We start from the raw sequence: 22,255 nt of genomic DNA on the forward strand, positions 1-22,255 counted from the left end.
CCGCAACACGGCTCTTCAACCAGCGGATTTCGTTCAACCTGCGCCGCCGAAATTGAGGTCGCGTTAAGGATCGTGTCCGGTCGACCCCGGGCGTACCGGGACACACCACGCGAACGTGTCGCGATTGTGGGACGGCCGGCGGCCCGATGCAATGCCGCAGCCAAGCCCGGCCGAAATCGGTTCAAAAATACCCTTGAGGAAGGTCATATTTAACGCCCGTTAACGATGTTTGAATGCTTCGGCGGGAACCTGGGCTGAGGCAGAGGAAGGGGCGCCGGCGTCCCTCGACGAGATGGCTGCATCCGAGGCGGACGATCCTGGCCGGGGCCGGACAGACGGCGACCGGGTTCCATCCGTGTCCTTGCCGGTCGCGACCGCGATCGTCATCGCCGACATGATCGGAGTCGGCGTCTTCACCAGCCTCGGCTTCCAGGTCCGGGACATCCCGTCCGGCTTCTCCATTCTGGCGCTGTGGGCGGTCGGGGGACTGGTGTCGATCTGCGGGGCGCTGTCCTATGCCGAACTCGGCACGATGTTTCCGCGCTCGAGCGGTGAATACAATCTCCTCACACGGGCGTTCCATCCGGCGATCGGCTTCATGGCCGGGTGGGTCTCGGCGACGGTGGGCTTCGCGGCGCCGGTGGCGCTCGCGGCCATGGCGTTCGGCGAATATGGTCGTGCCGTCATCACCAGTGCTCCGCCGATGCTGCTCGCCACGGGTGCAGTCTGGCTCGTGACAGCGGTGCAGCTCGGCGGCATCAGGCAGTCGAGCCGCTTCCAGCTGTTGTCGACCATGCTGAAGCTCGCGCTCATCACCGCCTTTCTCATCGCAGGCTACACCATTGCCGCCCCGCAGTCGGTCACTTTCCTGCCGACCGCGGCCGATATCGGCCACGTGACGAGTGCGGCGTTCGCAACCGGACTGGTGTTCGTGATGTACGCGTTTTCCGGCTGGAACGCGGCGACCTATATCATCGGCGAACTGCATGCGCCGGAGCGGACCTTGCCGCGCGCGCTGCTGCTGGGCACGGTGATCGTTCTGGTACTCTACATCGCGCTCAACGCTGTTTTCCTGCGGGCTGCACCGATGGACGCGCTCGCAGGCCAGCTCCAGGTCGCGAGCATCGCGGGCAGTCATATCTTCGGCGAGACCGGCGGGCGCTTCGTGGCCGCGATGATCTGCGTCGGACTGGTTCCTTCCATTGCCGCGATGATGTGGATCGGCCCGCGCGTGCTGATGACGATGGGCGAGGACATTCCGGCGCTGTCGGTGTTTGCGCGGCGCTCGCGTAATGGGGCGCCGGCCTATGCCGTGCTGTTCCAGCTCACGGTCGCCACCCTGATGCTGTTCACGGAAAGCTTCGAGGCGGTGCTGGACGTCGTCCAGTTCTCGCTGTTGTCCTGCTCGCTTCTCGCTGTGCTCGGACTGATCAAGCTGCGCATCGCGCAGCCCGAACTCACGCGACCCTACCGCGCTTGGGGCTATCCGGTCACGCCGTTGATTTTCCTCAGCGTGACCTTCTTCATGATGTACTATCTCATCACAACGCGGCCCTTGCAGGCAGGGCTCGGCGCAGGCGCAATGGCGTCGGGATTGGTGATCTATTGGTTCGCTCACGCGCGATCGCGCCGTATCGCCGCAACGCTCGCATCGGGTTCGGATTGAAATGCTGTTGGTCTTGAGAGTCTGGTTCGCCGTCGCATGTCTGATCCTTGCCATGAGCTTCGAGGCTCGGGCTCAGACCACCACGCCGGACGATACGGCGCGGGTGCTGGCGGGCATGCCGCCAGCAGCGGGCTCGCCGCTCCTGCCCTTCGTGCAGGATCCGGCGTGGCGGCGCCACGCGGCGTTCTTCGACAACGCCTTCAATCAGCTCGAGCAGCGACAATTGTCGAAGATCAGGGCCTGGGCGGATGCCAATCTGGCCGCGCCGCGGCCGTCGATGTTCTATTTCTTCTCGGGGCCGGATTTTCTCTATGCCGATGCCTTTCATCCGAAGGCAACGATCTATGTCCTGGCGGCACTCGAGCCGACCGGCCCGATCCCGGACCTGACCAGATTGCCCCGAGGCAGCATCGGCCCGGCGCTGTCCTATGTCGAACGCTCGCTGCAATCGGTCCTGAGCTTCTCCTTCTTCATCACCAAGGACATGAAGGTCGACCTGCGCGAAGGCGAGCTCGAAGGGACCCTGCCGATCCTCTATGTCTTCCTGGCGCGCACCGGCAAGACGATCCGCGAGGCCAGTCTGATCTGGCTGGACGAGAATGGCGGATTGCACGGCAACGACGAGGCGCCGACGCGCAATGCGACCAAGGGCGCGCGCATCCTGTTTGCCGGCGCCGACGGGGTCGCCAAGACGCTCTACTACTTCTCCAGCGATCTCTCCGATTCCGGCGTGAAGGCGAGCGGGTTGCTCAAGTTCTGCGAGCCGCTGGGGCCGGGCGACAGTCTCCTGAAGAGCGCGTCCTATCTGTTGCATGAGAACGGCTTCGGGCGGGTCCGTAGCTGGCTGCTGAAGAACAGCGCCACCATCATCCAGGACGATTCCGGCATCCCGCTCGCAAGCTACGAAGCGCGGGCTTGGCGTTTCCTGCCGTTCGGACGCTACGCCGGGCCGATCGACAAGTTTCCGGGCATGTATCAGAGGAGCTATGCGAAGCTGTTCGAGCGCGCGCAGCCGCTGGAGTTCGGGATCGGCTATCGCTGGCGCACGCGTGAATCGAATGTCCTGCTCGCGGTGAGATCGCCTCCGGCCGACGCGACAGTCTCGGCCGAAGCGAGCGTCCTTCCAGAGACGGATTACCAGCCGCCGCCGCGCGCCCGGCGCGTGCCGCGGGCGCCGGAGCCGGTTCCTCTCTATCCGCCGCCGCGGCGCGACGATTTCATCTTCTGGCCGAGATGGTAGGGGCGAATCTCACCAGTGCACGCTCTGGCTGGGCACGATGTAGGACGTCGTCGGCGGGGGCAGGGCGGTGCTGTCCGTGAGATAGCGCCAGGCACCGACAATGACGATCAACAAAGCGATGATGCAGAGCAGGTCCACCTGGCGTGCGTCATGATGGCCGGCATGATCGGGACCGACACTCTTGCGCGCTCGGTGGCTTCTGGGGCTGATTGTCCAGCGCATCGTTGTTTCCTCCCGAAGGAAGCGTCACATCAATGCCAGTCCAAGCGGCGCGGTTCCTGCTGACAGCGCCGTCGCATTATAGAAGCATAGTCCTGGCGTGGGATTTCGCCAGCGCCATCTGCGAGGTCGATCGATCGATTCGGTGCTTGTTGCGCTGCACCTCAGTTCGGCCCGTTGACGCCGCGCCATCGCGCATAGCGCCAAGGCAGGTACCAGCGGGCGCGCGCAGGAGCCGTCGTTGGGACGTTGTCGATGCCGGAGGTGCCAAAGGGCTGGCAGCGCAGCAGCCGGGCGAGCGTCATCCAGCCGCCTGCCCAGAGCCCGAAGCGCTCGATGGCTTCATCAGCATAGACCGAGCACGTCGGCAGGTGCCGGCAATTGTAGCCGACCAGCGGCGACAAAGTGTGGCGATAAAGCCAGATCAGCGCGTGAGCCGCGCGGCGCGGGAGTCGCGCCAGCAGCGACCCGATGTGCGCAGAATGGCAGCCGATGTCGGAGCATGAGTGCTTCATGAGCGAAATGCCAGATGGATGTGCGAGCTTCTGACCGGTTCCTCGGCAGGGAACCCTGCTCTCGTTCATTTGTGGTGATGTGATGCAACAATGGCCAGTTTTCAGCGGCGCCGCAGCACGCCGCAGCTGGACGGTCGGTGATTGCCCGGATACGTTTCCCGACAAGGATGTGACAGACTAATAACGGATTTGAGGCCAGCTTGTCAGGTCTTTCCGCAAGAAAACCGAGGAACTGCGTACCGAGCTATACGAGGGGGACGGATTGCGCGTGAGATTGCTGCGGTCGCATGAATTGCGCTGGATGCTACTCGGTGTGGCAGCGCTTGGTTTGGTGGTCGGTGGGGCGATCACCGTTATGTCCAACACGGCGCGCGCCGGCGGCGCGCTCGAAGAGCGCAAACTCCCGATGCGGTTCGGTTGGGTCGCCTGCGAGCCGAATTGCGGCTGGGTCAGCGCGGTCGGGATCGTTACCGGCGACACGCCGAAGGATTTCGAGGATTTCGCGAGGGATCGGGACCTGACGGGCGCCACCCTGGTGCTCGACTCCAGCGGTGGTTCGGTCAACGACGCCATAACCCTGGGTCGCCGGTTCCGTGGGCTGAAGATGCGCACCACGGTCGGCATGACCCAGCGTCCGAGCCGCGCGGGTGACCGGCCGCGCGTGGTGCCCGAGGCCTATTGCGAGTCGATGTGCGTGTTCCTGCTGCTGGCTGGAACCACGCGTTATGTTCCGGACACCGCCCATGTCCGCGTTCACCAGATCTGGATGGGAGACCGAGCGGACGACGCCAAGGCGGCGAGCTATACGGCGCAGGACCTGATGATCGTCGAGCGCGACATCGGGCGTCTCGCCAAATACACCTTCGACATGGGCGGAGCGGGCGATCTGCTGTCGCTGGCGCTGAACGTGCCGCCCTGGGAGGACCTGCATGAGCTGTCGCGCGCCGAGCTGCGCCTCACCAATATCGTGACCACGGATCTGGTCGCCGAGGTGCTGCCGCCAAAGGGGGCGGTGCCCGTCGCCGAGCTCGCGCCGAAGCCGCAGGCCAGGGACAAGCAGCAGGACCGCTTCCCGGCCGCGCTCGACAAGCAACTCTCCCGCACCGCCGAAGCGCTTCCGGCGGCGACGGTGGCGGCGACGCCGCCGCAATAGGCAGCGACGTCGCTGGCGAACCGGCGCCAGCGTCCGAAAGGGGCGACCGGTGCCGTCACCCTCGTGCGAGCTGGCTATGTGATTTCGACGTGCGGGGGAATGATGCCGCCTCAGCCCTGGGCCGCGGCCGGCTGCTCGCCGTTGGCTTTGGCCTCGATCTGGCCGATCGCGTCCACCACGGCATCGAACGTCAGCATCGTGGAGGCGTGGCGGGCCTTGTAGTCGCGCACCGGCTCGAGCAGGGCGATGTCGGCCCATTTGCCTTCCGGCGGCGCACCGTTCTCCTTCAGCATCCTTCTCACCGTCTCCCGCAGCTCGCGCAGCTCCGCGGCGCTGGAACCGATGACGTGGCGGGCCATGATCGAGGAGGAGGCCTGGCCGAGGGCGCAGGCCTTCACGTCGTGGGCGAAGTCGGTCACCACGGGCCCGTCCATCTTGAGGTCGACCTTGACGGTCGAGCCGCACAGCTTGGAATGGGCGGTGGCGGTGGCGTCCGGGCGGTCCAGCCGTCCGAGCCGCGGAATGTTGCCGGCCAGCTCGATGATGCGCTTGTTGTAGATGTCGTTCAGCATGTGCCTGACGTCCCGGAATTACCGGCGTGGCGGCCTTGGCGGCCGGGTTTCATCGCCCTATATTGCGAGTATATGGAAACGATTGGCAGGAATTCCAGCCACATCCACAGGCGTCCGGCGCGAGAGGCGCTCAGCCTGCGTGTGGCACCTCTGCAGGTGACGCCCTCAAGGTGATGCTGTGCCGGTGACACTCCGGTCGGACCGCCGACCGGTCGAACGGAGTTGAGATGGACACTTTGATCAAGACGTTGCGCGCGAACAAGCCCGAGGGCAAGCCGTTAGACGCCAAGCTGACTGACCCCCGCGCTGCAGAGCTCGATCCTGCCGATTTTCTCGCCGCCGCCGTGCGGCCGGATCGGCCACGGCCGTCGCGCGCGGAAGCCGAGGCCGCGGTTTACACGCTCCTGAATTACATCGGCGAGGATCCGACCCGCGAGGGGCTGGTCGACACGCCGCGCCGGGTCGTCGAGGCCTATGATGAATTGTACCAGGGCTATCACCAGTGCCCGGCCGAGGTGCTTGACCGCACCTTCGGCGAGACCGCCGGCTATGACGACTTCGTGCTGATTCGCGACATCGAGTTCACGTCGCAATGCGAGCATCACATGATGCCCTTCTACGGCCGCGCGCATATCGCCTATACGCCGGTCGAGCGGGTGGTCGGCCTGTCCAAGCTGGCGCGCCTGACCGACATCTTCGCCCGCCGCCTGCAGACCCAGGAGCATCTCACCGCCCAGATCGCGGCTGCGATCGACGAGGTGCTGAAGCCGCGCGGCGTCGCCGTCATGATCGAGGCCGAGCACACCTGCATGTCGGTGCGGGGCGTCGCCAAGCACGGCGCCATCACCTTCACCAGCCGCTTCACCGGCATGTTCAGGGACAATCCGGCCGAGCAGTCGCGCTTCCTGTCCATGGTGCGGTCGCCGCAACGGTAAGCCTGCCAACCCGTTGAGCAGAGAGTTTCGTGTCTTCATCCTCAGTTGAGCGCGAGGAGGGCTTGGCCTTCCTGCCCAAGTTCGACGCGGCCGGCCTCGTCACCTGTGTGACGACCGATGCCGTGAGCGGCGACGTGCTGATGGTCGCCCACATGAACGAGGAGGCCCTGCGCAAGACGGTGGCGACCGGCGAAGCTTGGTATTTCAGTCGCTCGCGCAATGCGTTGTGGCGCAAGGGTGAGAGCTCGGGCCAGACCCAGCGCGTGGTCGAGATGCGCACCGATTGCGACCAGGACGCGGTCTGGCTGCGCGTCGAGCAGGCCGGCGCGGCGTGCCACACCGGCCGCCATTCCTGCTTCTATCGCAAGGTCGAGCGATCGGATGACGGCAGCGGTGCGCAGCTCGTCTTCGTCGATGCCGACCGGCTGTTCGATCCGGCCGAGGTCTATCGCAAGTAGGCCAGCGACCTGCCTCCGGGTCTATCCGGTCGTTCATTGGCCCGGCCGGGCCCAGCGAATTAACTCGCCATTAACCATGCCCGCCGCATTTTGCCGGACGTTTCCGGCGCGTTCGTCTGCCAGCAAATCTGCAAACAGCGGGTCTTCCCATGTCGGTCGACGCATCCAACTCCTCGTCCACCGGTTTCCTCGATGGCGTCCGGGCGAAGGTCGCCGGCGCGATCAAGCAGGCCGCTGACAGCGTCGGCACCAGCTTCGAATATCTGCTGTCGACCGCCAAGATGGAGTCCGACTTCAATCCGACCGCCGGCGCCTCGACGTCATCAGCGCGCGGGCTCTACCAGTTCATCGACCAGACCTGGCTCGGCACGGTGAAGGAAGCCGGCGCTGATCTCGGCTATGGCCAATATGCCGACGCAATCACCCGGACACCGGCGGGCGACTACACGGTCAGCGATCCCGCCATGCGGCAGGCGATCATGAAGCTGCGCGACGACCCGCAGGCGTCGTCCGCGATGGCCGCTGCGCTCACGCAATCGAACAGCTTCCAGCTCGCCGGCAAGATCGGCCGTCGGCCCACCGATGCCGAGCTCTACATGGCGCACTTCATGGGTGTCGGCGGCGCCGCGAAGCTGATCACCAGCACCCAGGAGACTCCGAATGCGTCGGCTGCGCGGATGTTTCCCGGCGCCGCCGCGGCCAACCGGCCGATCTTCTACGATCGCGACGGACAAGCCCGCAGCGTGTCCCAGGTCTATGCGGTCCTGAACACGCGCTATGCCGGCGCCGCCAATTCCTCGGCCACCCGGGGCGCGCTTGCACTCTATGGTGGGACGAATGTCGCGGCCAATGCGGCCGGCGGCGGCGCGCTGCCGACGACCGACACCGCAACCTTCCTGTCGATGTTTCCGGATGCGCGCGGTTCATCCCGGTCCGGCTCCTCGACGACGGCCGATGCGTCGGCGGTCAACCGGCCGGCAGATCCGATGTTTCGTTCGCTATTCCAGGTTGACGGCCAGTCGAGCCAGGCGGTCTCGCCGACCGTGCGCGAGTTGTGGGGCCATTCATCGGTTGCCAGCGCGACCCCGTCGGAGAGCGGCAGTATCGATGCCAGCGGCAATAGTCAGCGCAGGCTCGACCTGTTCAGCGATCCGCACGGCACCTTCTCGGGCTGATGCGCCGGCGAAGGCGGTCGCGCTCGTCGCTGAACCATTGATCAAAAAGAACTATTTTGAAGTCCCGCCGCGGCTCGCGCCGCTGGCGGCGGCCGCATTTCCCCCGTCGGATTACGGCCAAATGCGGCGTTGAGTGGTGCCATAGTATGTAAACAACCTGCCGCCTTAACAAAACATCAACAAAACCAGCCACTTATGGTGAACGCTTTGTTAAGCGTCGTGGTTTATTTTCGGTGCTGTTGAGGCCCTCGTGGCCTTTGTCTGCAAGTTGCGTAAGCCGGAAAGACCATGATCGTTCGGCAGTTTCTCAGTTGGGTCAGAACCGCACCCGCCGGTGAGCGGGCAGAGGCCACCAGGGCGCTCGCGCGGGCGTGGCTGTTGTCGGATCTTTGCGATGAGGATCGCGGCGCCGCGGAGGGCGCGCTCCTCATGCTGCTGGACGATCCGTCGCCGCTGGTGCGGCAGGCGATGGCGGAGGTGTTCGCCCGCTCGGAGGAGGCGCCGGCCGCCATCGTCCAGGCGCTGGCCACCGACCAGGCTTCCGTGGCCGCCATCATCCTCGAACATTCGCCGCTCTTGATCGATGCCGACCTCGTCGACATCGTCGCGACCGGCAACTCCGACACGCAATGCGCGATCGCGCGCCGCGTCGGCCTGCCCGCGCCGGTGTGCGCCGCGATCGCCGAGGTCGGCAGCGCCGCCGCCGCGCTCGAGCTGATCGAGAATGCCTATGCCGAGCTCGCGCCGTTCTCCTGGGACCGCATCGTCGAGCGTCACGGCCACCTCGCCGCCATCCGCGAAGCGATGCTGGTGCTGGACGACCTGCCGGCCGCGACGCGCGCGGCGCTGGTCGACAAGCTGTCCGAGACACTGGCGCAGTTCGTAGTCGCCAGGAACTGGCTCAGCGCCGACAGGGCAGGGCGCATCACCAATGAGGCGCGCGACCGCTCGACCATCACCATCGCGGCGCGCTCGCGCGGCGAGGAGCTGCGCGGGCTGGTCCAGCATCTGCGCGCAACCTCGCAACTCACCGCGGGCCTGATCCTGCGCGCGCTTCTCTCCGGCAACGTCGAACTGTTCGAGATCGCGCTATCGGAGCTCGCCGACATGCCGCGGGCGCGGGTGTCGGCGCTGCTCAACGATCGCGGTCGCGCCAGCCTGCAGGGGCTGCTGCGCAAGGCCGGCATTCCCGACACCACCTTCGACGCGTTCAGCATCGCGCTCGAAGTCTGCCGCGAGAACGGCTTTGCCGACACCCTGAGCGGAGCAGCGATTCTGCGTCGCAAGATGGTGGAGCGCGTGCTCACCCATTGCGCCACCGACCGCGACGCGGCCGCGCCGCTCTTGATCCTGCTGCGCCGCTTCGCCACCGAATCCGCGCGCGACGAGGCCCGCGAGTTCTGCGACGAGGTGATGGCGGAGGATTTCGTCGCCGGGCTGGAGTTCGGACTGATCGCGGCCTAGCGCAGCTCGCCTGTTCGTCCGCGGATTCCTCAGCAGATCAAGGCCGACATCTCTCCGCCCGTCATTCCGGGGCGCGCGAAGCGCGAGCCCGGAATCCATAACCACAGGGCAACGTGCCGAGGCAAGCTGTCACCGCTCGCGCGCCTCACATTCCATTTTATGGCGATGGATTCCGGGCTCATCGCTGCGCGATGCCCCGAAATGACGCCAGGATGGATGGTGGCCAACGATCTTGCGATGGAATGCATGGATAGTGAGCGGCCTGCCGGCCTATGGCTGATCGCTCGGCACGAGGCTCGGCGCCAGGATCGCTTCGAGATGCTCAGGCCGGTTGCGGTTGACCTGGATCAGATAGTCGTCCGCCACGCGGCGCAGCCGGCGGCTCAATTCGCCTGCGACCGTCGCGCTGTCATACTTCGTATGATCATGCACGATCGCCTGGATGGCGTTGACGTGATGCTCGAACAGCTCGGCGGGGACCTTTTCGAGGTCGGGCGCGTGCTCGATGATCCGGCACAGGCTATCGGCAACCTCGGCAGCGGCGGGATAGCCGAAGGTCGCTGCGTCGCCCTTGATGTCGTGGGCGGCGCGAAACATCTCCTCGCAGGCGTCGTCGTCGAAGCCGGTCTTGAGCACTGCTGCATAGGCCTCGGTCAGACGATCGGCCTCGGTGTCCATCCACGATTTGAACTCGCCGGACAGCCCGGCCAGCGCGGCTTCCGCGCGTGCGATCGGATCGTCGAGATCCTTCTCCTCGGCGCGGCGCAGCACCTTCTTCAGCGGATTGGGCTGGGTGATGACGTGATGCGAGGCGTAGGTCTTGACCTGGACCGCCGGGGCCTTGTCTTTCGCCATCTCGATATCCCCTGATGATGCCGATCAACGCAAATCGACTCATTGCCCCGATTCATAGCCGAGGACCTTGGCGCGCTGGGCGCCGATCCCCCGATTGCGTTAACGCGGGCTCACTGCCGCGCCCCTAAACTGCGGAGCGCGCCTTATCCAGAAGTGACGGCTGCTGGAAGATCTCCGCCTCGCCGCCGATCCGGCGCTCCGGCCCGATATAGGCCGTGTTGGTGTTGCGGCGTCGGTCCGGGCCGAAATAGGTCTTGGTCTTGATGAAGGGCCGCGGATTGGCGACCACGTTGAGGATGCGCTGATACAGGCCCTTGGCCGAGATCGGCTTGGCGAGGAATTCCGTGACGCCGGCGTCGCGCGCGACGGTGACGCGGCGCTTCTCCGAATGTCCCGTCAGCATGATGATCGGCGCGTAGGGATTGCCCTTGGCTTCCGGCTGCCGGATCATCTGCGCGAGCTCGAGGCCGTCGAAGATCGGCATTGCCCAGTCGGTGATGACGATGTCGGGGGAAAAATGAGTGTACATCTCGAGCGCGGTCGCGCCGTCCTCGGCCTCGTTGACCTCGCGGGCGCCGAACGAATGCAGCAGCGTGCGCAGGATGCGGCGCATGTGCGGATTGTCGTCGCAGACGAGAAAGCGCAGCTTGTTGAAGTCGATGCGGTACATTTGGCCGGCCCGAAGGGATCACCGGTGATGGCGGTATACCCGCATTAACCATACGGAGCCGCGGGTTAACAAAGCGTTGCCCAGGGCGGCCACGGAGCAAAAAGGCGCGGAAAACCGCCCGATGTCAGTAGCCGAACTGCTCGCTCAGGATCCGCTCTTCCAGGCTGTGGCCGGCGTCGAACAGCATCCGCATCGAGATCGTCTTGTCGGAGAGCACCTCGACCCGCTGGACGTTGCGGACCTCGTCATGGTCGGCCACCGCCGCGACCGGCCGCTTGTCGCCTTCGAGCACCTCGATGATCACATAGGCCGTGTTTGGCAGCAGGGCGCCGCGCCAGCGACGCGGCCGGAACGCGCTGATCGGCGTCAGCGCCAGCAGCGCGGCGTTGATCGGCAGGATCGGGCCCTGCACCGAGAGGTTATAGGCGGTGGAGCCTGCGGGCGTGGCGACGAGCACGCCGTCGGCGATCAGCTCCGGCATGCGCTCGCGCTCATCGATCAGGATGCGCAGCCGCGCCGTCTGTGCCGTCTGGCGGAACAGGTAGACTTCGTTGATGGCGTGGTGGATGTGAACGACGCCCGCGGCATCGGTCGCCCGCATCAGCAGCGGATGGATCACCGATTCCTGGGCCGCTTCGAGCCGTCCGTGCAGATCGATCGTGCTGAACTCGTTCATCAGGAAGCCGACCGTGCCGCGATGCATGCCGTAGATCGGCTTGCCCGAGCGCATGTGGTCGTGCAGCGTCTGCAGCATTAGGCCATCGCCGCCGAGCGCGACCACGACGTCCGCTAGGTCCGGATCGGAGTTGCCGTACAGCGCGGAGAGCTGCGTCAGTGCGGCCTGGGCTTCGGCACTCGGACTCGCGACGAAGGCGATCCGCTCATATCGCTTGGACGTGGTCATGCGTCGCAGGGCTCGCTGGTCGGTTGGCCGGTGACAGGCGCCGTGTCGTCTAGCCGACCTTGCCCGTGCTTGTCCATCGCGGCCGGTATCCTGGGGCAATGGGGCCGGGATGAGGCTGATATGGCCCGGACGTGCGCGCACGCACGGAAGTCATCGTGGCGTCATTTTTCCTGCAGGCTGCGCACTGGGTCCCAGGCCAGGGATCCGGTCGCCAAGCTTGCTTTCACGCGTTCGGCGAAGAAGTGGCTTGGCCGATCGCTCAGTGCGCTTTGCGCGAAGCGGTCGACCGCTTGCGGCAGCTCGCCGGCGCGCCAGTGCGCAAGGCCTGTGGCATAGCTGGTGAGGAGGGCCTGTTCCTCCGGCGTGAGCTCGGCTGCGCGGCCATGCAGCTCGTAGATATTCAGTGACTGCTCGCGGCCCTTGACCCGGATGGTGTCGAGCTCGCGCCAGGCAAACTCGGTGCCGGCGAGCGCCACCGTGCTCTCGGAGGCGATGATCGTGGTGCCGTAGAATTTGTTGGCGCCCTCCAGCCGCGAGGCCACGTTCACGGCGTCGCTCATGACGGAGTAGTTGAAGCGGCGTTGCGAACCGAAATTGCCGACCAGCGCGGCGCCGCTGTTGATGCCGATGCGCTGTGCCACCTTGATGCCCTGGAACGCCGTCGACGAATGGTTGAGCTCGGCGAGCTTCGCCTTGCAGTCGAGCGCCGCACGCGCCGCGCTGCGCGCATGGTCGGGATCGTCGAGCGGAGCGCCGAACACGGCGACCACGGAGTCGCCGATGTATTTGTCGACATAGCCGTCGTGGCTTTCGATGACGTCGGTCATGGCCGAGAGATATTCGTTGGTGAGCGCCATGAGCTGCTCCGGCGTCATCTGCTCGGCGAGGCGCGAGAAGCCCTCGATGTCGGAGAAGAACACGGTGACCTCGCGGGTCTCGCCGCCGAGCTGCGGCAGCCGGCGCGAGGCGAGCATGCGGTCGATCTCGTGCGGTGCGAGGTAATAGGCAAAGCTCTTCTGCAGCAGCCTGCGGTCCTTGTCGGTGACCATGAAACGATAGCCGGTGGTCGCAGCCAGCGCGAGCACGCCGGCTGCGAGCGGCTCCGTCAAGGGCAGCCCGTAAGAATGGTCGAAGAGGATGGTGGCGAGCGCGGTATAGAGCAGCGCGAGCCCTGCCAGGATTGCCGCTGCAGAGGCGGGGCGCAGCAATCGGGCGAGCAGCGCAGCCAGCAGGGCGATGGTTGCGGCGATGGCGAAGATCGCTGGGCGTCCGAGCTCGGTGATCGCGTCGTGCCGAACCAGATTGTTCACCGCCGTGGCGTGGATGTAGACGCCGGCAATGGTGCTGCGGGCGAACGTCTCGGAGATCCTGCGCTCGTCCAGAACGCAGCGCGGCCGCCGCGCGCCCTCGGCGCGGGTTGCGAAGCGCTTCGAGGTGAGCCGCCGATCCTCGATCCCGACGGTGCCGAGCAGGACGACCTTGCCGGCGAACTCGCGGCGAAAATAGTCCTTGTCGCCCTTGAGCGCGCAGGCGCGCAAGTCGGCAAACGAATAGGTTGGAATGTCCTGCGCGCCGCCGGCGAAATTCAGGGTCATGGTGCTCGGCACGCTGCCGGGCACCTTGTACGCACCGAGTGTGACGCCATCGGCGGCAATGACCGGCGCGGTGCTGGTTGCGCGCCCCGCCAATTCCAGCGCCATGCTCGGAACGGCCTTGCCGTCGACCGACAGCGTCAGCGGATGGCGGCGGACGACATCGTCGCTGTCGGTATAGGTGTTGAGCGGACGAAGGTTCTGCTGCTGACGCACCGCGATGCGCTGTCCGGGCGCGGGCAGGATCGGCGGCTCGGCAAAGATCTCGCCCAGCACCACCTTGCCGCCTGCGGCCGCGGCCGCGAGCGCACGCAGGAAGTCGCGATCGAAGCCGCGCGTCTTCTCGCCGAGAGTGCTGTCGCCGAGCGGAATCTCCGACTGCTCGATCGAAGTCTGGAACACGATGTCGAAGCCGACCACCTTGGCGCCGCCGTCGAGGACGGCCGTCAGCACGCGCCCGATCTCGCCGGTCCAGGTCAACAGCGGCGCGCCCTTGAAGGGGGGCGCCTGGTAGCTCTCCTCGTCGACCGCGATCACCACCGCCGGACTCGCTGCTGCATCGTGACGGTTGCCGAAGGTCTCGAAGCGCAGCCATGTCAGCGCATCCAGCGACAGGCCGCGGCCGCGCTCGAAGAGGGGCGACACGAACAGGCCCGCGCACGCCAGCGCGATGGCGATGACGGCAAGCGCGTCGCGCGTCCGGCGTCCGATCGCCACCGACAAGAGCTTTCGGCTCAGTTGAACCGGATCAATCGCCCGACCGCAGGGCCGGGGCCTGCCTTGGCCTGTGCATCGACCTTGAACACGATGCGCAAGTTGCTGAAGCTCGCGACATAGGTGCCGCCGGGCGTGAGCGGGTGACTGGTGCCGGCGAAATCGTAGAATCGTCCCTTGTATTGCCGGCCCGAGAGCTCGACCTGCTGGCGCTCGCCGGGCTGGTCGAGGCGTTCGACGGTCAGCGTGCCGCGCCCTTTGGCCTCGAAGATGGGCGACGCGCTGTAGATGATCGCCTGCGCCACCGGCGCGCTGTCCGGTCCGACGCTGCGCACGATCGTCGCCGCGACCTCGCTGGTCTCGCGCGAGGTGGCCTGTGCATGGCTGGCGTCGCAATTGACGATGTCGCTCTTGAGCGTCGCGCCGTCGACCGTGCTTTCGCCGGGGCCGACGGTGACACTGCCGGCGCCGTTGACCGTCTCGCGCCGGCACGATTTGAGGTAGCTCATCACCACGGCGCCATCCGGGCCGAGCTTGATCACCTGGCCGGGCGCGACATAGTCCATCAGCTCGGCGCCGGCCACATCACCCTGGACGTCCTCGACCAGCGCCGCTGGCGGACCGGCCCAGGCTGCCGGCGATCCGATCACGGCCGGTCCGGCGAGCCCGGAGAGGGCTGCGATGATGAGCGTCGGCAACTTCATGATGAACTCCGTGATCGCAATCGGCGGCGGCCTCTTGCCCCAAACCTGGGTGTCCCAGTGATGGGACGTCGGAGGCGATGGAGAGGTTCGAGCCCATAACACACCTGAGGGGAACAGGCACTGGTGCGGATGTGACTTGGATCACGGAAGAGTTGCTTGAGCTTGCTCCCAAGCCGCGGTTCATGCCCTTGCAGAGGTGGCGTGTTGCGCCAAGCGCCTAGGGGAGTGAGCTGATGGCAGGGATGAGATCGTCCGTCGCGTGGCCGAGACTGATGGCTTTGACCGTGACGGCACTGCTCGCCAGCCCGGCCCTGCACGCCGAGGATGCGCCACCGGCGGCGCACGACGCCGCAGCGCCGGGCTCGCATCGCACCGGCTCGGCCGGAAATCGCGCCGCCAGCCCGCCCGGCTCAGCATCGACCGCCGAGCAGCACAAGTTGCCGCCGGACTCCACCACGACACAGAAGCTCGAACTGCCCGGCCGCACGCTGTCGTTCACGGCGACTGCCGGTTCGATCCGCCTGTTCGACGACAAGAGCGAGCCGCAGGCCGACATCGCCTACACTTCGTATCAGCTCGATGGCGCCGACCGCGCCAGCCGCCCGGTGACCTTCTTCTTCAACGGCGGGCCGGGTGCCTCGTCCGCCTATCTGCAGCTCGGCAATGCCGGTCCGTGGCGGATCGGAATCGACGCGGCCAGCGTGACGCCGTCGTCGAAGCTGGAGCTGATGCCGAATGCAGACACCTGGCTCGACTTTACCGATCTGGTGTTCATTGATCCCGTCGGGACCGGCTACAGCCGTTTCGTCGCAACCGGCGACGAGGTGCGCAAACGGTTCTTCTCGGTCGACGGCGACGTGCGTTCGCTGTCGCTCGTGGTGCGTCGCTGGCTGGAGAAGCACGACCGTCTCGCATCGCCCAAATTCATCACGGCCGAGAGCTATGGCGGCATTCGCGGTCCGAAGATCGTCAACAACCTGCAGCATGACCAGGGCATCGGCATCAGCGGCCTGATCCTGCTGTCGCCGCTGATGGACTTTCGCGACTATTCCGGCTCGAGCCTGATGCAATATGTCGCGAGCCTGCCGAGCTATGCGGCCGTCGCGAAGCAGATGAAGGGGCCGGTGACCCGCGCCGATCTTGCCGATGTCGAGCGTTACGCCAGCGGCGACTTCCTGCTCGATCTCGTCAAAGGCGAGGCCGATACGGAAGCCACCAATCGGCTCGCCGACAGGGTCGCGACCCTGACCGGCATCGACCAGGTGGTCAGCCGCAGGCTGGCCGGCCGCTTCGACGTCTCGGAGTTTCGCCGTGAGTTCGACCGCAAGAACGGCCGCATCACCGGGCGCTATGACGGCTCGGTGCTGGGCATCGATCCCTATCCGGATTCGAGCCGCTCGCGCAGCTCCGATCCATCCGGGGACGTGCTCACCGCGCCGTTGACCAGCGCCGCGGTCGAGCTGACGACACGCAAGCTGAACTGGCACCCCGACGGCTCCTATGAGCTGTTGAGCGGGGCGGTGAACCGGTCATGGGATTTCGGAAAGGGCACCAACCCGCCGGAGTCCACCGGCGAACTCCGGCAGATTCTCGCGCTCGATCCCAAGCTCAAACTCCTGGTCGGCCACGGCCTGTTCGATCTCGCCACGCCATATTACGGCTCGAAGATCCTGCTCGACCAATTGCCGGCCTTCGCGCGGCCGCCGCGGGTCAAGCTCGTGGTCTATCCGGGCGGCCACATGTTCTATTCCCGCGACGATGCGCGCAAAGCCTTCCGCGGCGAGGCCGAGGCGTTGATGAAGGAGGGCAGGGAGGAGGCCCGATGAGTGCAGCGACACCCGGGCTATGAGTCTTTCTTGCGCCGGCCCTTGGGATATTTCCGCTCCATCTCGGCCTTCACCACGCGCTCCGGCCGCACCCGTGCGCCGGCGAGCCAGATCTCGCTGACGCCGGACTTGGTGCGCACGCGCCGCACCGCCTCACCATGGCTGGCATAGCCGGCCGCGTGCACGATGCGCCCGGTGTCGCGTCCGGTCACCTCGATGCGGGCGGCATCGAGGAACGGGTTGATGAATACCGGATTGGCGACCATGACCTTGTCACCAAACGGGACGAGATCGACGGCGCCCCACAGCGTCCACCAGCGGCCGGTCCAGTCGCGCGTCTTGCGCGACGGCGCGCCGTGGGTGGCGAAGGCCTGCAGGATGAACTTGACGCCATTGGCCCAGCCGGGTGCCCAGCCGTCGACGGCATTGGTCAGCACGGTGATCGTGATGTCGCGGGCGGGAATGACCGACGTCCGCGAGATGTAGCCCTGGAAGCCGCCGCCATGGCCGAACCAGTCGAAGCCGGCCGTTGTCCCGCTCATGAGCGCCAGGCCGTAATAGGCCTCTTCGACGTCCTGGGGCACGCGCCATTGCCGGCGCACCATCTCGCGCCGGCTAGCGACCGACAGCAGGCTCTTCTTCGCGTTCGGGGCAAGCTGGGCGAAGAAGCGGGCGGTGTCGGCCGCGGTCGCGACGATGCCCGCTGCCGGCATGATCGCGTTGGTCGGATTGTCGCCGGGAATCACGACCCGGCGGCCCACGGGGACGACGCGTGAATGGCCGCGCGCGAATGGGACACTCTTGCCGAGCAGCGTCATGTCGGGCGCGCTTTCTCGCAAAGCCAGCGGCGTCATGATCTCGCGCTGCAGCCAGGCCGGGTAGGGCTCGCCGGTGATCGCCTCGATGACCATGCCGAGCAGGCCGTAGCCATGGTTGGAATATTTGAACCGGCTGTTGGGATCGATCGCCGGCGGCTGCTTCAGCTCGGCCAGCAGTTCGTCCTTGTCGAGATAGGACCGGCCATCCGTGAACTGGCCGGAATCCTTGCCGTCACGGATCAGGCCTGCCGTGTGCGACAGCAGCTGGTTCAGTGTGGCCGCGGCGACATCCGGATGCAGATCCTTGACGTATTGTCCGACGGTGTCGTCGAGCTTCAACCGCTTGTGCTCGCGCAGGCGCATGATGGCGGCGGCGGTGAACGCCTTGGTGTGCGAAGCGATGCGGAAGCGGTGCCGCGGCGTCAGCTTCTCGCCGCTGTCGAGATTGGCGTGCCCGAAGGCCGCCTCCAGGACGATCTCACCGCGATGGGCGATCGCAATAATGCAACCGGGTTGCTCGGAGACCGCGACCTGAAAGGCCAGCCAATCCCTGATGTAATCGAGTGCTGCGCCAAGCCAGGACTCCACGAGGCAATCTCCCATTCAAAAATCTGATGAAAATGGTCTGCACGAGGTTTCATCCATAACGGATCAACGACAGCGGACAAACGAAAATGGCGCAACCCTTTCGGGTTGCGCCACTTTCGAGATCGGAGCTGGTCCGATCGCGTCGTCAGTAGACGAGGCCGGTGCCCGGCTGCTTCTCGAGCGCGTCGGCCAGCGAGCGATATTCGGGGCTGTTGGTGCCGGCGAGCTGCGCGACCTTGTCGAGGTGGTACTTGGCCTGCTCGCGGTTGCCCTGTTCGAGCTGCCACAGGCCGTAGTACTGCCAGGTGCGCACGTGGTTCGGATCATCCGCCAGGGCCTGCTCGTAGTACTGCTTGGAGGCCTGGTAGTTGCCGAGCTTGCGATAGGAGTAGCCGATCAGATTGGCAACGTCGGCGACGTCCTCGCGGTTCAGCGCCTTGAGCTGCTGGATCGCGGTGGCGTAGTCGCCGCGATCATAGATCGAGGTATAGGCCGTGCGATAGGCCGCCAGGAACTTCGGATCTTCGATGCTCGAGCTCTTGTCCTTCTTCTTCTTGCCCGAATCCGACGCCGGCGGCGACGACGGGGTATCGCTGCCCGCGGCATAGGCCTTCGACAGAAGCAGCGGCCCGGAGGCCACGGCCATCGAGAACAGAGCCAGCGTGGCAATCCTGAGCGCAGACTTTTTCATTCGTATCTCCCGAGTTGTCGATCCAACAGGTGACTGCGTACGGGGAAGAACTCCCGCAGCTGCGAAATATTCCCGGCCATTTGCGCGGATTTTGCGCCGCGATCGGTGCATTATACGGACGACATGATGACAGACCAGTCACCTCGATGACTATCCCTTCATGTCCATGAACCGAAAACAGCGCTTTACTTCAGGGTGGGTTCAGTGCCGGTTCCCTATCGTCGTCTCCATGATCACGAGCCCATCCAGACTGGATGGTGCCTCCAGATCTTCACATCACGGAGACGACCATGCTGAAGTCAATGTCTGTTGCGCTGCTCGCCGCGTCGATCCTGACTGCGCCCGCATTCGCTGCTGGTGCTGCAAAAACCGATACGTCCGCGAAGTCCAGCCAGACCACTGGCACCGCGAAGACCGATGTGAGCAAGACCGATGCGGCCAAGACCAACGCCACCAAGCCGGGCGCGACGCAGGCCGGCGACAAGGCGAACGAGATGAAGCCCACCGTCGGCAAGACGAAGACCAAGCCGCATGCCTCGCTTGTCCGCCACAAGCATCGCCACGTGGCGCATCTCGGCCATCACAACAAGGTGAGCTTCAAGCGCGTGACGCCGGCGACCCGCCGCGGCTGATCTAGCCAAGGCCGCGCAGAGCCGATCTGGTCGTTGACCGCCGGAGCGCGCCAGAGCGCTCCGGCGGCAGCGGCTTGACGAAGGCGTGAGCCGGGACGGATTTCCCGGCCTCTGGCTTTGAGCTAGAACGGCCGCGGGATTGGCTTTCAAGAGTTGGGCGCCTGGGGATGGGGAGAACGAGCTGGTGGCCGGCAACCGCGCTGGCGCTGCTGTTGGCGGGGTGCGCCAGCGGAGGTCCCGCCGCGTTCATGAGCGAGGACAATCGCGGCATCTCCTACACCGGCGATCGCGGCGTCGGCAGCCAGCCGTTTCCGGCCAACCACCGCAGCGAGATCCTGTCCTATCTCAGGACCTACCTGAACAATCCGGTCGGGGTGCGCGACGGCGTCATGGCGGAGCCGGTGCAATGGACGGTCGGTGGCCGGCTGCGCTATGTGAGCTGCCTCCGTTATGCGGCGCGCGAGTCCGACGGCAGCTACCGTCCGGCGCAGGAGCGCGCGGCGGTGTTCGTCGACGGCCGGTTCGACCGTCTGGTCGAGGATGCCGGCGAGCTCTGTGCCGGGTCGACTTACGCGCCATTCCCGGAGCTGGCGGGCCTCACGCGCTAGACCGCGGCGTTTTCAGGTCCCGGCGTTTTCGAAGGATTGCCACGTCGTCGCAGCGCCTTGCCAAGCCGCTTGCCCGATCACAAATCGGGGATGGACCGAACGCTTTGTCGCCTCGCGGCGACCAAATATCGGGCGAGGCGTCAGCTTCACGAAATATTCGGGAAGCCTATGGAACAAAAGGCCTTTGTTGCCCTCTGGTGACACCGCAGCGGCAATCACAGCTGCGTCACCGCCACCGGGCAACCCAAATGCGGCCATGATGTTCGATAGATGTCGCAAACGAATAACGGGGACGTCCCATGAAGCGGTTTTTGTTCAGTGCAGTGGCTTTGACCACATTGGCTGCCCCGGCTTTCGCCGCCGATATGCCTCCGCGCACCTACACCAAGGCGCCGGTCTACACGCCGCCTCAGGCGATCTACAACTGGACCGGCTTCTATCTCGGTGGTCACCTCGGCGGCGCCTTCGCGGGCAATAACAGCCTGGAAGGCAACAACGGCCGCTTCCTGGGCGGCGTGCAGGGCGGCTTCGACTACCAGTTCGCCCCGAACTGGGTGCTCGGCATCGAAGCCCAGTACAGCTGGATGGATCGCAATACGACCAATTTCGGCTTCCCGGGGGCTGCGGTCGTGACCTCGACCGGCGCCAACCAGCTCGGCTCGGTCACCGGCCGTCTCGGCTACACCTGGGGACCGGCGTTGCTCTATGCCAAGGGCGGTTATGCCTGGCGGGACGGCAACAATCTCGGGGTGAGCGTCGCCGGCGTGCCGACGGGCTTCAGCACGTCCGGCAATACCAAGGACGGCTACACCGTCGGCGCCGGCCTCGAATACATGTTCGCGCCGAACTGGTCGGCCAAGGCTGAATACCAGTACTACAATTTCGGCAATACGACCTTCACGGGTGGGCCGGCTCCGGTTGTGGGCAGCCGCTTCAACAGCGACGAGCATACGGTCAAGGTCGGCGTGAATTACCGCTTCGGCTGGGGCGGACCAGCCGCCAGCAAGTACTAAGCGAGATCGCCGAGCCCGCGGCCGGCGGCGTTCGGCTGGAAGCGGATCACGCCTCAATTCCAACACGCCCGCGCCGTCTGGTGCGGGCGTGTTGCTCTCCGGTGGTTGGCTGGCGATGGTTTCGCGATCGCTCACGCAGTGCGAAAAAATTTTCAAACCTTCGTGAAACTTTCGCCATCAGTTGATATTATCGGTGCGCCGGTTTGATGGATCATCCCACATGCGTATCTTGGTGTCCGTGCTGTTGTTGTCGGCGGCTGTTTTGCCGTGCTCCGCCCAGACCGTTCTGAAGACCGAACCGTTGATGCTGGCCCCCTACGAGGTGGCGCTGGTGCAAACCGCGTCCTGCCCGTCGGGCAAGGTGCTGAAGGTGACCGGTGCGATCCGCGGTGTCAGCCGCAAGCGTGCCTGTGTCGCCCTTCCGGCCGAAACGGCATCGCTGGCGACGGCGACGCCCTGAGAACGGGCTTCATGGCGACCTTCCAGCGGGCAGCTCCGGCTGCCCGCTGATCGCGGGTCTGTCTGTCGAAAAATCCTTGATGAAGGCAAGTCGTCCGCGGGACCGGACTGGCATGAAGACGTGAATGTCTTCTGCCGGCGGCTTCCGTCCAGGCACGGCGAGGCTCGGGGACAGCAGCGCACAGAGACTATAAGTATCACCCGAGAAGTATCACCCGCGGCGCGCTTCCGCCGCAGCCGCTCAGGATGCGAACGGGATGTTGAACTCCTGCTCGGCTTCGGCACGGTTCTGCCAGGGATCTTCCTCGGGCTCGGCGGCGCAGGGCCGGATCTCGTAATCATTGTCGAGCTGCAGATGCGCGGTCGATCGCGCATTGATCATCACGTCCACCACCAGCCCGCTCTGCCGCGCCAGCCGCCAGACATCCCCCTCGGTCGGATAGGCCTTGCTCAACTTGGCGTCGTTGCAAAACAGCGCGTAGGGCATTCCAAACAGCTCCAGAGAAGCGAAGGATGAACCGAGAATGAACGGCACGTGCAGCGAGACACTGGCGCGCCTGGGGCAGGAAAGGGGCCTTTTCGGGCGGCCGAGTCGTAAACGAGTCCTAAATTTTTGAAAAAAGAATCCGTGGGACTCCGGGGCTAGAATCGCCAGATGGTTAAGCCCATGGGAACCGATCTCCACATCTTCTGCGGGCGGATCCAGCTGACGCTCGCCTTTGGGCTGCTGCTCGCCTTCGTCGCCAATGTGGCGCTGCTGTGCGCCTGGCTGTGAGCCGGCGCG

The 22,255-nt window shown here is 65.4% G+C and carries 24 protein-coding genes; 13 read left to right on the forward strand and 11 right to left on the reverse strand.

Going from position 1 to position 22,255, the window contains the following annotated elements; translation table 11 throughout:
• The first annotated feature begins 292 nt into the window (after positions 1–292).
• Both QW863_RS07295 and QW863_RS07300 read left to right on the forward strand, forming a co-directional pair.
• Positions 293–1,666 (forward strand): APC family permease, encoded by a 1,374-nt coding sequence (locus QW863_RS07295; protein ID WP_315714666.1) that lies wholly within the window; start codon positions 293–295, stop codon positions 1,664–1,666.
• A gap of 1 nt (position 1,667) precedes the next feature.
• Positions 1,668–2,906: a hypothetical protein gene (locus QW863_RS07300; RefSeq protein ID WP_409977895.1), complete on the forward strand. Its 1,239-nt coding sequence runs from the start codon at positions 1,668–1,670 to the stop codon at positions 2,904–2,906.
• A gap of 9 nt (positions 2,907–2,915) precedes the next feature.
• Here the strand turns inward: QW863_RS07300 and QW863_RS07305 are convergent, their stop codons facing one another.
• The gene (locus QW863_RS07305; protein WP_315714664.1) at positions 2,916–3,128 is read right to left on the reverse strand and encodes a hypothetical protein; all 213 of its coding nucleotides are present in this window, start codon (positions 3,126–3,128) and stop codon (positions 2,916–2,918) included.
• A 161-nt stretch (positions 3,129–3,289) separates the two neighbouring features.
• Positions 3,290–3,640, reverse strand: a complete 351-nt coding sequence (yidD, locus tag QW863_RS07310; protein ID WP_315714663.1) for a membrane protein insertion efficiency factor YidD — start codon at positions 3,638–3,640, stop codon at positions 3,290–3,292.
• A gap of 262 nt (positions 3,641–3,902) precedes the next feature.
• Here yidD and QW863_RS07315 point away from each other — a divergent pair, with 262 nt between their 5' ends.
• The gene (locus tag QW863_RS07315) at positions 3,903–4,793 is read left to right on the forward strand and encodes a hypothetical protein (RefSeq protein ID WP_315714662.1); all 891 of its coding nucleotides are present in this window, start codon (positions 3,903–3,905) and stop codon (positions 4,791–4,793) included.
• A gap of 110 nt (positions 4,794–4,903) precedes the next feature.
• On the opposite strand, the gene QW863_RS07320 is transcribed toward QW863_RS07315, so the two are convergent.
• Positions 4,904–5,365, reverse strand: a complete 462-nt coding sequence (locus QW863_RS07320) for an iron-sulfur cluster assembly scaffold protein (RefSeq protein ID WP_315714661.1) — start codon at positions 5,363–5,365, stop codon at positions 4,904–4,906.
• Positions 5,366–5,592: 227 nt separating this feature from the next.
• On the opposite strand from QW863_RS07320, the gene folE reads away from it, so the two are divergent.
• From folE to QW863_RS07340, 4 genes are all read left to right on the forward strand, one after another.
• On the forward strand, positions 5,593–6,300 hold the full coding sequence (gene folE, locus QW863_RS07325; protein WP_315714660.1) for a GTP cyclohydrolase I FolE: 708 nt from the start codon (positions 5,593–5,595) through the stop codon (positions 6,298–6,300).
• A 29-nt stretch (positions 6,301–6,329) separates the two neighbouring features.
• A complete protein-coding gene (gene hisI / locus QW863_RS07330; RefSeq protein ID WP_315714658.1) occupies positions 6,330–6,758 on the forward strand; it encodes a phosphoribosyl-AMP cyclohydrolase in 429 nt (142 codons plus the stop codon).
• Between the two features lie 149 nt (positions 6,759–6,907).
• On the forward strand, positions 6,908–7,933 hold the full coding sequence (locus QW863_RS07335; protein ID WP_315714657.1) for a lytic transglycosylase domain-containing protein: 1,026 nt from the start codon (positions 6,908–6,910) through the stop codon (positions 7,931–7,933).
• Positions 7,934–8,221: 288 nt separating this feature from the next.
• On the forward strand, positions 8,222–9,397 hold the full coding sequence (locus QW863_RS07340) for a DUF2336 domain-containing protein (protein ID WP_315714656.1): 1,176 nt from the start codon (positions 8,222–8,224) through the stop codon (positions 9,395–9,397).
• 270 nt (positions 9,398–9,667) lie between these two features.
• On the opposite strand, the gene QW863_RS07345 is transcribed toward QW863_RS07340, so the two are convergent.
• From QW863_RS07345 to QW863_RS07365, 5 genes are all read right to left on the reverse strand, one after another.
• On the reverse strand, positions 9,668–10,252 hold the full coding sequence (locus QW863_RS07345) for an Hpt domain-containing protein (RefSeq protein ID WP_315714655.1): 585 nt from the start codon (positions 10,250–10,252) through the stop codon (positions 9,668–9,670).
• A gap of 124 nt (positions 10,253–10,376) precedes the next feature.
• Positions 10,377–10,922, reverse strand: a complete 546-nt coding sequence (locus tag QW863_RS07350; protein ID WP_172107934.1) for a response regulator — start codon at positions 10,920–10,922, stop codon at positions 10,377–10,379.
• 124 nt (positions 10,923–11,046) lie between these two features.
• On the reverse strand, positions 11,047–11,826 hold the full coding sequence (locus QW863_RS07355) for an NAD kinase (RefSeq protein WP_315714654.1): 780 nt from the start codon (positions 11,824–11,826) through the stop codon (positions 11,047–11,049).
• Between the two features lie 161 nt (positions 11,827–11,987).
• A complete protein-coding gene (locus tag QW863_RS07360) occupies positions 11,988–14,141 on the reverse strand; it encodes an adenylate/guanylate cyclase domain-containing protein (protein WP_315714653.1) in 2,154 nt (717 codons plus the stop codon).
• A gap of 11 nt (positions 14,142–14,152) precedes the next feature.
• Entirely contained in the window at positions 14,153–14,836 is a 684-nt protein-coding gene (locus tag QW863_RS07365) for a hypothetical protein (protein ID WP_315714652.1), read from the reverse strand.
• Between the two features lie 233 nt (positions 14,837–15,069).
• Here QW863_RS07365 and QW863_RS07370 point away from each other — a divergent pair, with 233 nt between their 5' ends.
• Entirely contained in the window at positions 15,070–16,662 is a 1,593-nt protein-coding gene (locus tag QW863_RS07370; protein WP_315714651.1) for a S10 family serine carboxypeptidase-like protein, read from the forward strand.
• Positions 16,663–16,679: 17 nt separating this feature from the next.
• Here the strand turns inward: QW863_RS07370 and QW863_RS07375 are convergent, their stop codons facing one another.
• Entirely contained in the window at positions 16,680–18,068 is a 1,389-nt protein-coding gene (locus QW863_RS07375; RefSeq protein ID WP_315714650.1) for a serine hydrolase domain-containing protein, read from the reverse strand.
• Between the two features lie 145 nt (positions 18,069–18,213).
• A complete protein-coding gene (locus tag QW863_RS07380; RefSeq protein ID WP_315714649.1) occupies positions 18,214–18,759 on the reverse strand; it encodes a tetratricopeptide repeat protein in 546 nt (181 codons plus the stop codon).
• Between the two features lie 290 nt (positions 18,760–19,049).
• Here QW863_RS07380 and QW863_RS07385 point away from each other — a divergent pair, with 290 nt between their 5' ends.
• The 4 genes from QW863_RS07385 (at position 19,050) to QW863_RS07400 (ending at position 21,472) form a co-directional block, all read left to right on the forward strand.
• Positions 19,050–19,391 carry a hypothetical protein gene (locus QW863_RS07385; RefSeq protein ID WP_315714648.1) on the forward strand — a complete coding sequence of 114 codons (342 nt, stop codon included), beginning with the start codon at positions 19,050–19,052 and terminating at the stop codon, positions 19,389–19,391.
• A gap of 161 nt (positions 19,392–19,552) precedes the next feature.
• Positions 19,553–19,999, forward strand: coding sequence for a hypothetical protein (locus QW863_RS07390; RefSeq protein WP_315714972.1), 447 nt, complete (start codon positions 19,553–19,555; stop codon positions 19,997–19,999).
• 299 nt (positions 20,000–20,298) lie between these two features.
• Positions 20,299–21,012 carry a porin family protein gene (locus QW863_RS07395; RefSeq protein ID WP_315714647.1) on the forward strand — a complete coding sequence of 238 codons (714 nt, stop codon included), beginning with the start codon at positions 20,299–20,301 and terminating at the stop codon, positions 21,010–21,012.
• 220 nt (positions 21,013–21,232) lie between these two features.
• Complete coding sequence (locus tag QW863_RS07400; protein WP_315714646.1) at positions 21,233–21,472, forward strand: DUF6719 family protein; 240 nt, start codon at positions 21,233–21,235, stop codon at positions 21,470–21,472.
• A gap of 240 nt (positions 21,473–21,712) precedes the next feature.
• On the opposite strand, the gene QW863_RS07405 is transcribed toward QW863_RS07400, so the two are convergent.
• On the reverse strand, positions 21,713–21,958 hold the full coding sequence (locus tag QW863_RS07405; protein WP_315714645.1) for a hypothetical protein: 246 nt from the start codon (positions 21,956–21,958) through the stop codon (positions 21,713–21,715).
• A gap of 180 nt (positions 21,959–22,138) precedes the next feature.
• On the opposite strand from QW863_RS07405, the gene QW863_RS07410 reads away from it, so the two are divergent.
• A complete protein-coding gene (locus QW863_RS07410) occupies positions 22,139–22,246 on the forward strand; it encodes a hypothetical protein (protein ID WP_041750859.1) in 108 nt (35 codons plus the stop codon).
• Positions 22,247–22,255: the final 9 nt, after the last annotated feature.

This window comes from Bradyrhizobium sp. SZCCHNR1017 (assembly GCF_032381375.1).
GTDB lineage: Bacteria > Pseudomonadota > Alphaproteobacteria > Rhizobiales > Xanthobacteraceae > Bradyrhizobium.

What these genes read in the sequence shown, in the direction of transcription:
- QW863_RS07300 (WP_409977895.1), top strand. Translation starts at nt 1,668, where the DNA reads ATGCTGTTGGTCTTGAGAGTCTGGTTCGCCGTCGCATGTCTGATCCTT.
- QW863_RS07355 (WP_315714654.1), bottom strand. Translation starts at nt 11,826, where the DNA reads ATGACCACGTCCAAGCGATATGAGCGGATCGCCTTCGTCGCGAGTCCG.
- QW863_RS07380 (WP_315714649.1), bottom strand. Translation starts at nt 18,759, where the DNA reads ATGAAAAAGTCTGCGCTCAGGATTGCCACGCTGGCTCTGTTCTCGATG.
- folE (WP_315714660.1), top strand. Translation starts at nt 5,593, where the DNA reads ATGGACACTTTGATCAAGACGTTGCGCGCGAACAAGCCCGAGGGCAAG.
- QW863_RS07295 (WP_315714666.1), top strand. Translation starts at nt 293, where the DNA reads ATGGCTGCATCCGAGGCGGACGATCCTGGCCGGGGCCGGACAGACGGC.
- QW863_RS07395 (WP_315714647.1), top strand. Translation starts at nt 20,299, where the DNA reads ATGAAGCGGTTTTTGTTCAGTGCAGTGGCTTTGACCACATTGGCTGCC.
- QW863_RS07350 (WP_172107934.1), bottom strand. Translation starts at nt 10,922, where the DNA reads ATGTACCGCATCGACTTCAACAAGCTGCGCTTTCTCGTCTGCGACGAC.
- QW863_RS07345 (WP_315714655.1), bottom strand. Translation starts at nt 10,252, where the DNA reads ATGGCGAAAGACAAGGCCCCGGCGGTCCAGGTCAAGACCTACGCCTCG.
- QW863_RS07365 (WP_315714652.1), bottom strand. Translation starts at nt 14,836, where the DNA reads ATGAAGTTGCCGACGCTCATCATCGCAGCCCTCTCCGGGCTCGCCGGA.
- QW863_RS07305 (WP_315714664.1), bottom strand. Translation starts at nt 3,128, where the DNA reads ATGCGCTGGACAATCAGCCCCAGAAGCCACCGAGCGCGCAAGAGTGTC.
- QW863_RS07340 (WP_315714656.1), top strand. Translation starts at nt 8,222, where the DNA reads ATGATCGTTCGGCAGTTTCTCAGTTGGGTCAGAACCGCACCCGCCGGT.
- QW863_RS07405 (WP_315714645.1), bottom strand. Translation starts at nt 21,958, where the DNA reads ATGCCCTACGCGCTGTTTTGCAACGACGCCAAGTTGAGCAAGGCCTAT.
- QW863_RS07335 (WP_315714657.1), top strand. Translation starts at nt 6,908, where the DNA reads ATGTCGGTCGACGCATCCAACTCCTCGTCCACCGGTTTCCTCGATGGC.
- QW863_RS07370 (WP_315714651.1), top strand. Translation starts at nt 15,070, where the DNA reads ATGGCAGGGATGAGATCGTCCGTCGCGTGGCCGAGACTGATGGCTTTG.
- QW863_RS07400 (WP_315714646.1), top strand. Translation starts at nt 21,233, where the DNA reads ATGCGTATCTTGGTGTCCGTGCTGTTGTTGTCGGCGGCTGTTTTGCCG.
- yidD (WP_315714663.1), bottom strand. Translation starts at nt 3,640, where the DNA reads ATGAAGCACTCATGCTCCGACATCGGCTGCCATTCTGCGCACATCGGG.
- QW863_RS07385 (WP_315714648.1), top strand. Translation starts at nt 19,050, where the DNA reads ATGCTGAAGTCAATGTCTGTTGCGCTGCTCGCCGCGTCGATCCTGACT.
- QW863_RS07410 (WP_041750859.1), top strand. Translation starts at nt 22,139, where the DNA reads ATGGGAACCGATCTCCACATCTTCTGCGGGCGGATCCAGCTGACGCTC.
- QW863_RS07320 (WP_315714661.1), bottom strand. Translation starts at nt 5,365, where the DNA reads ATGCTGAACGACATCTACAACAAGCGCATCATCGAGCTGGCCGGCAAC.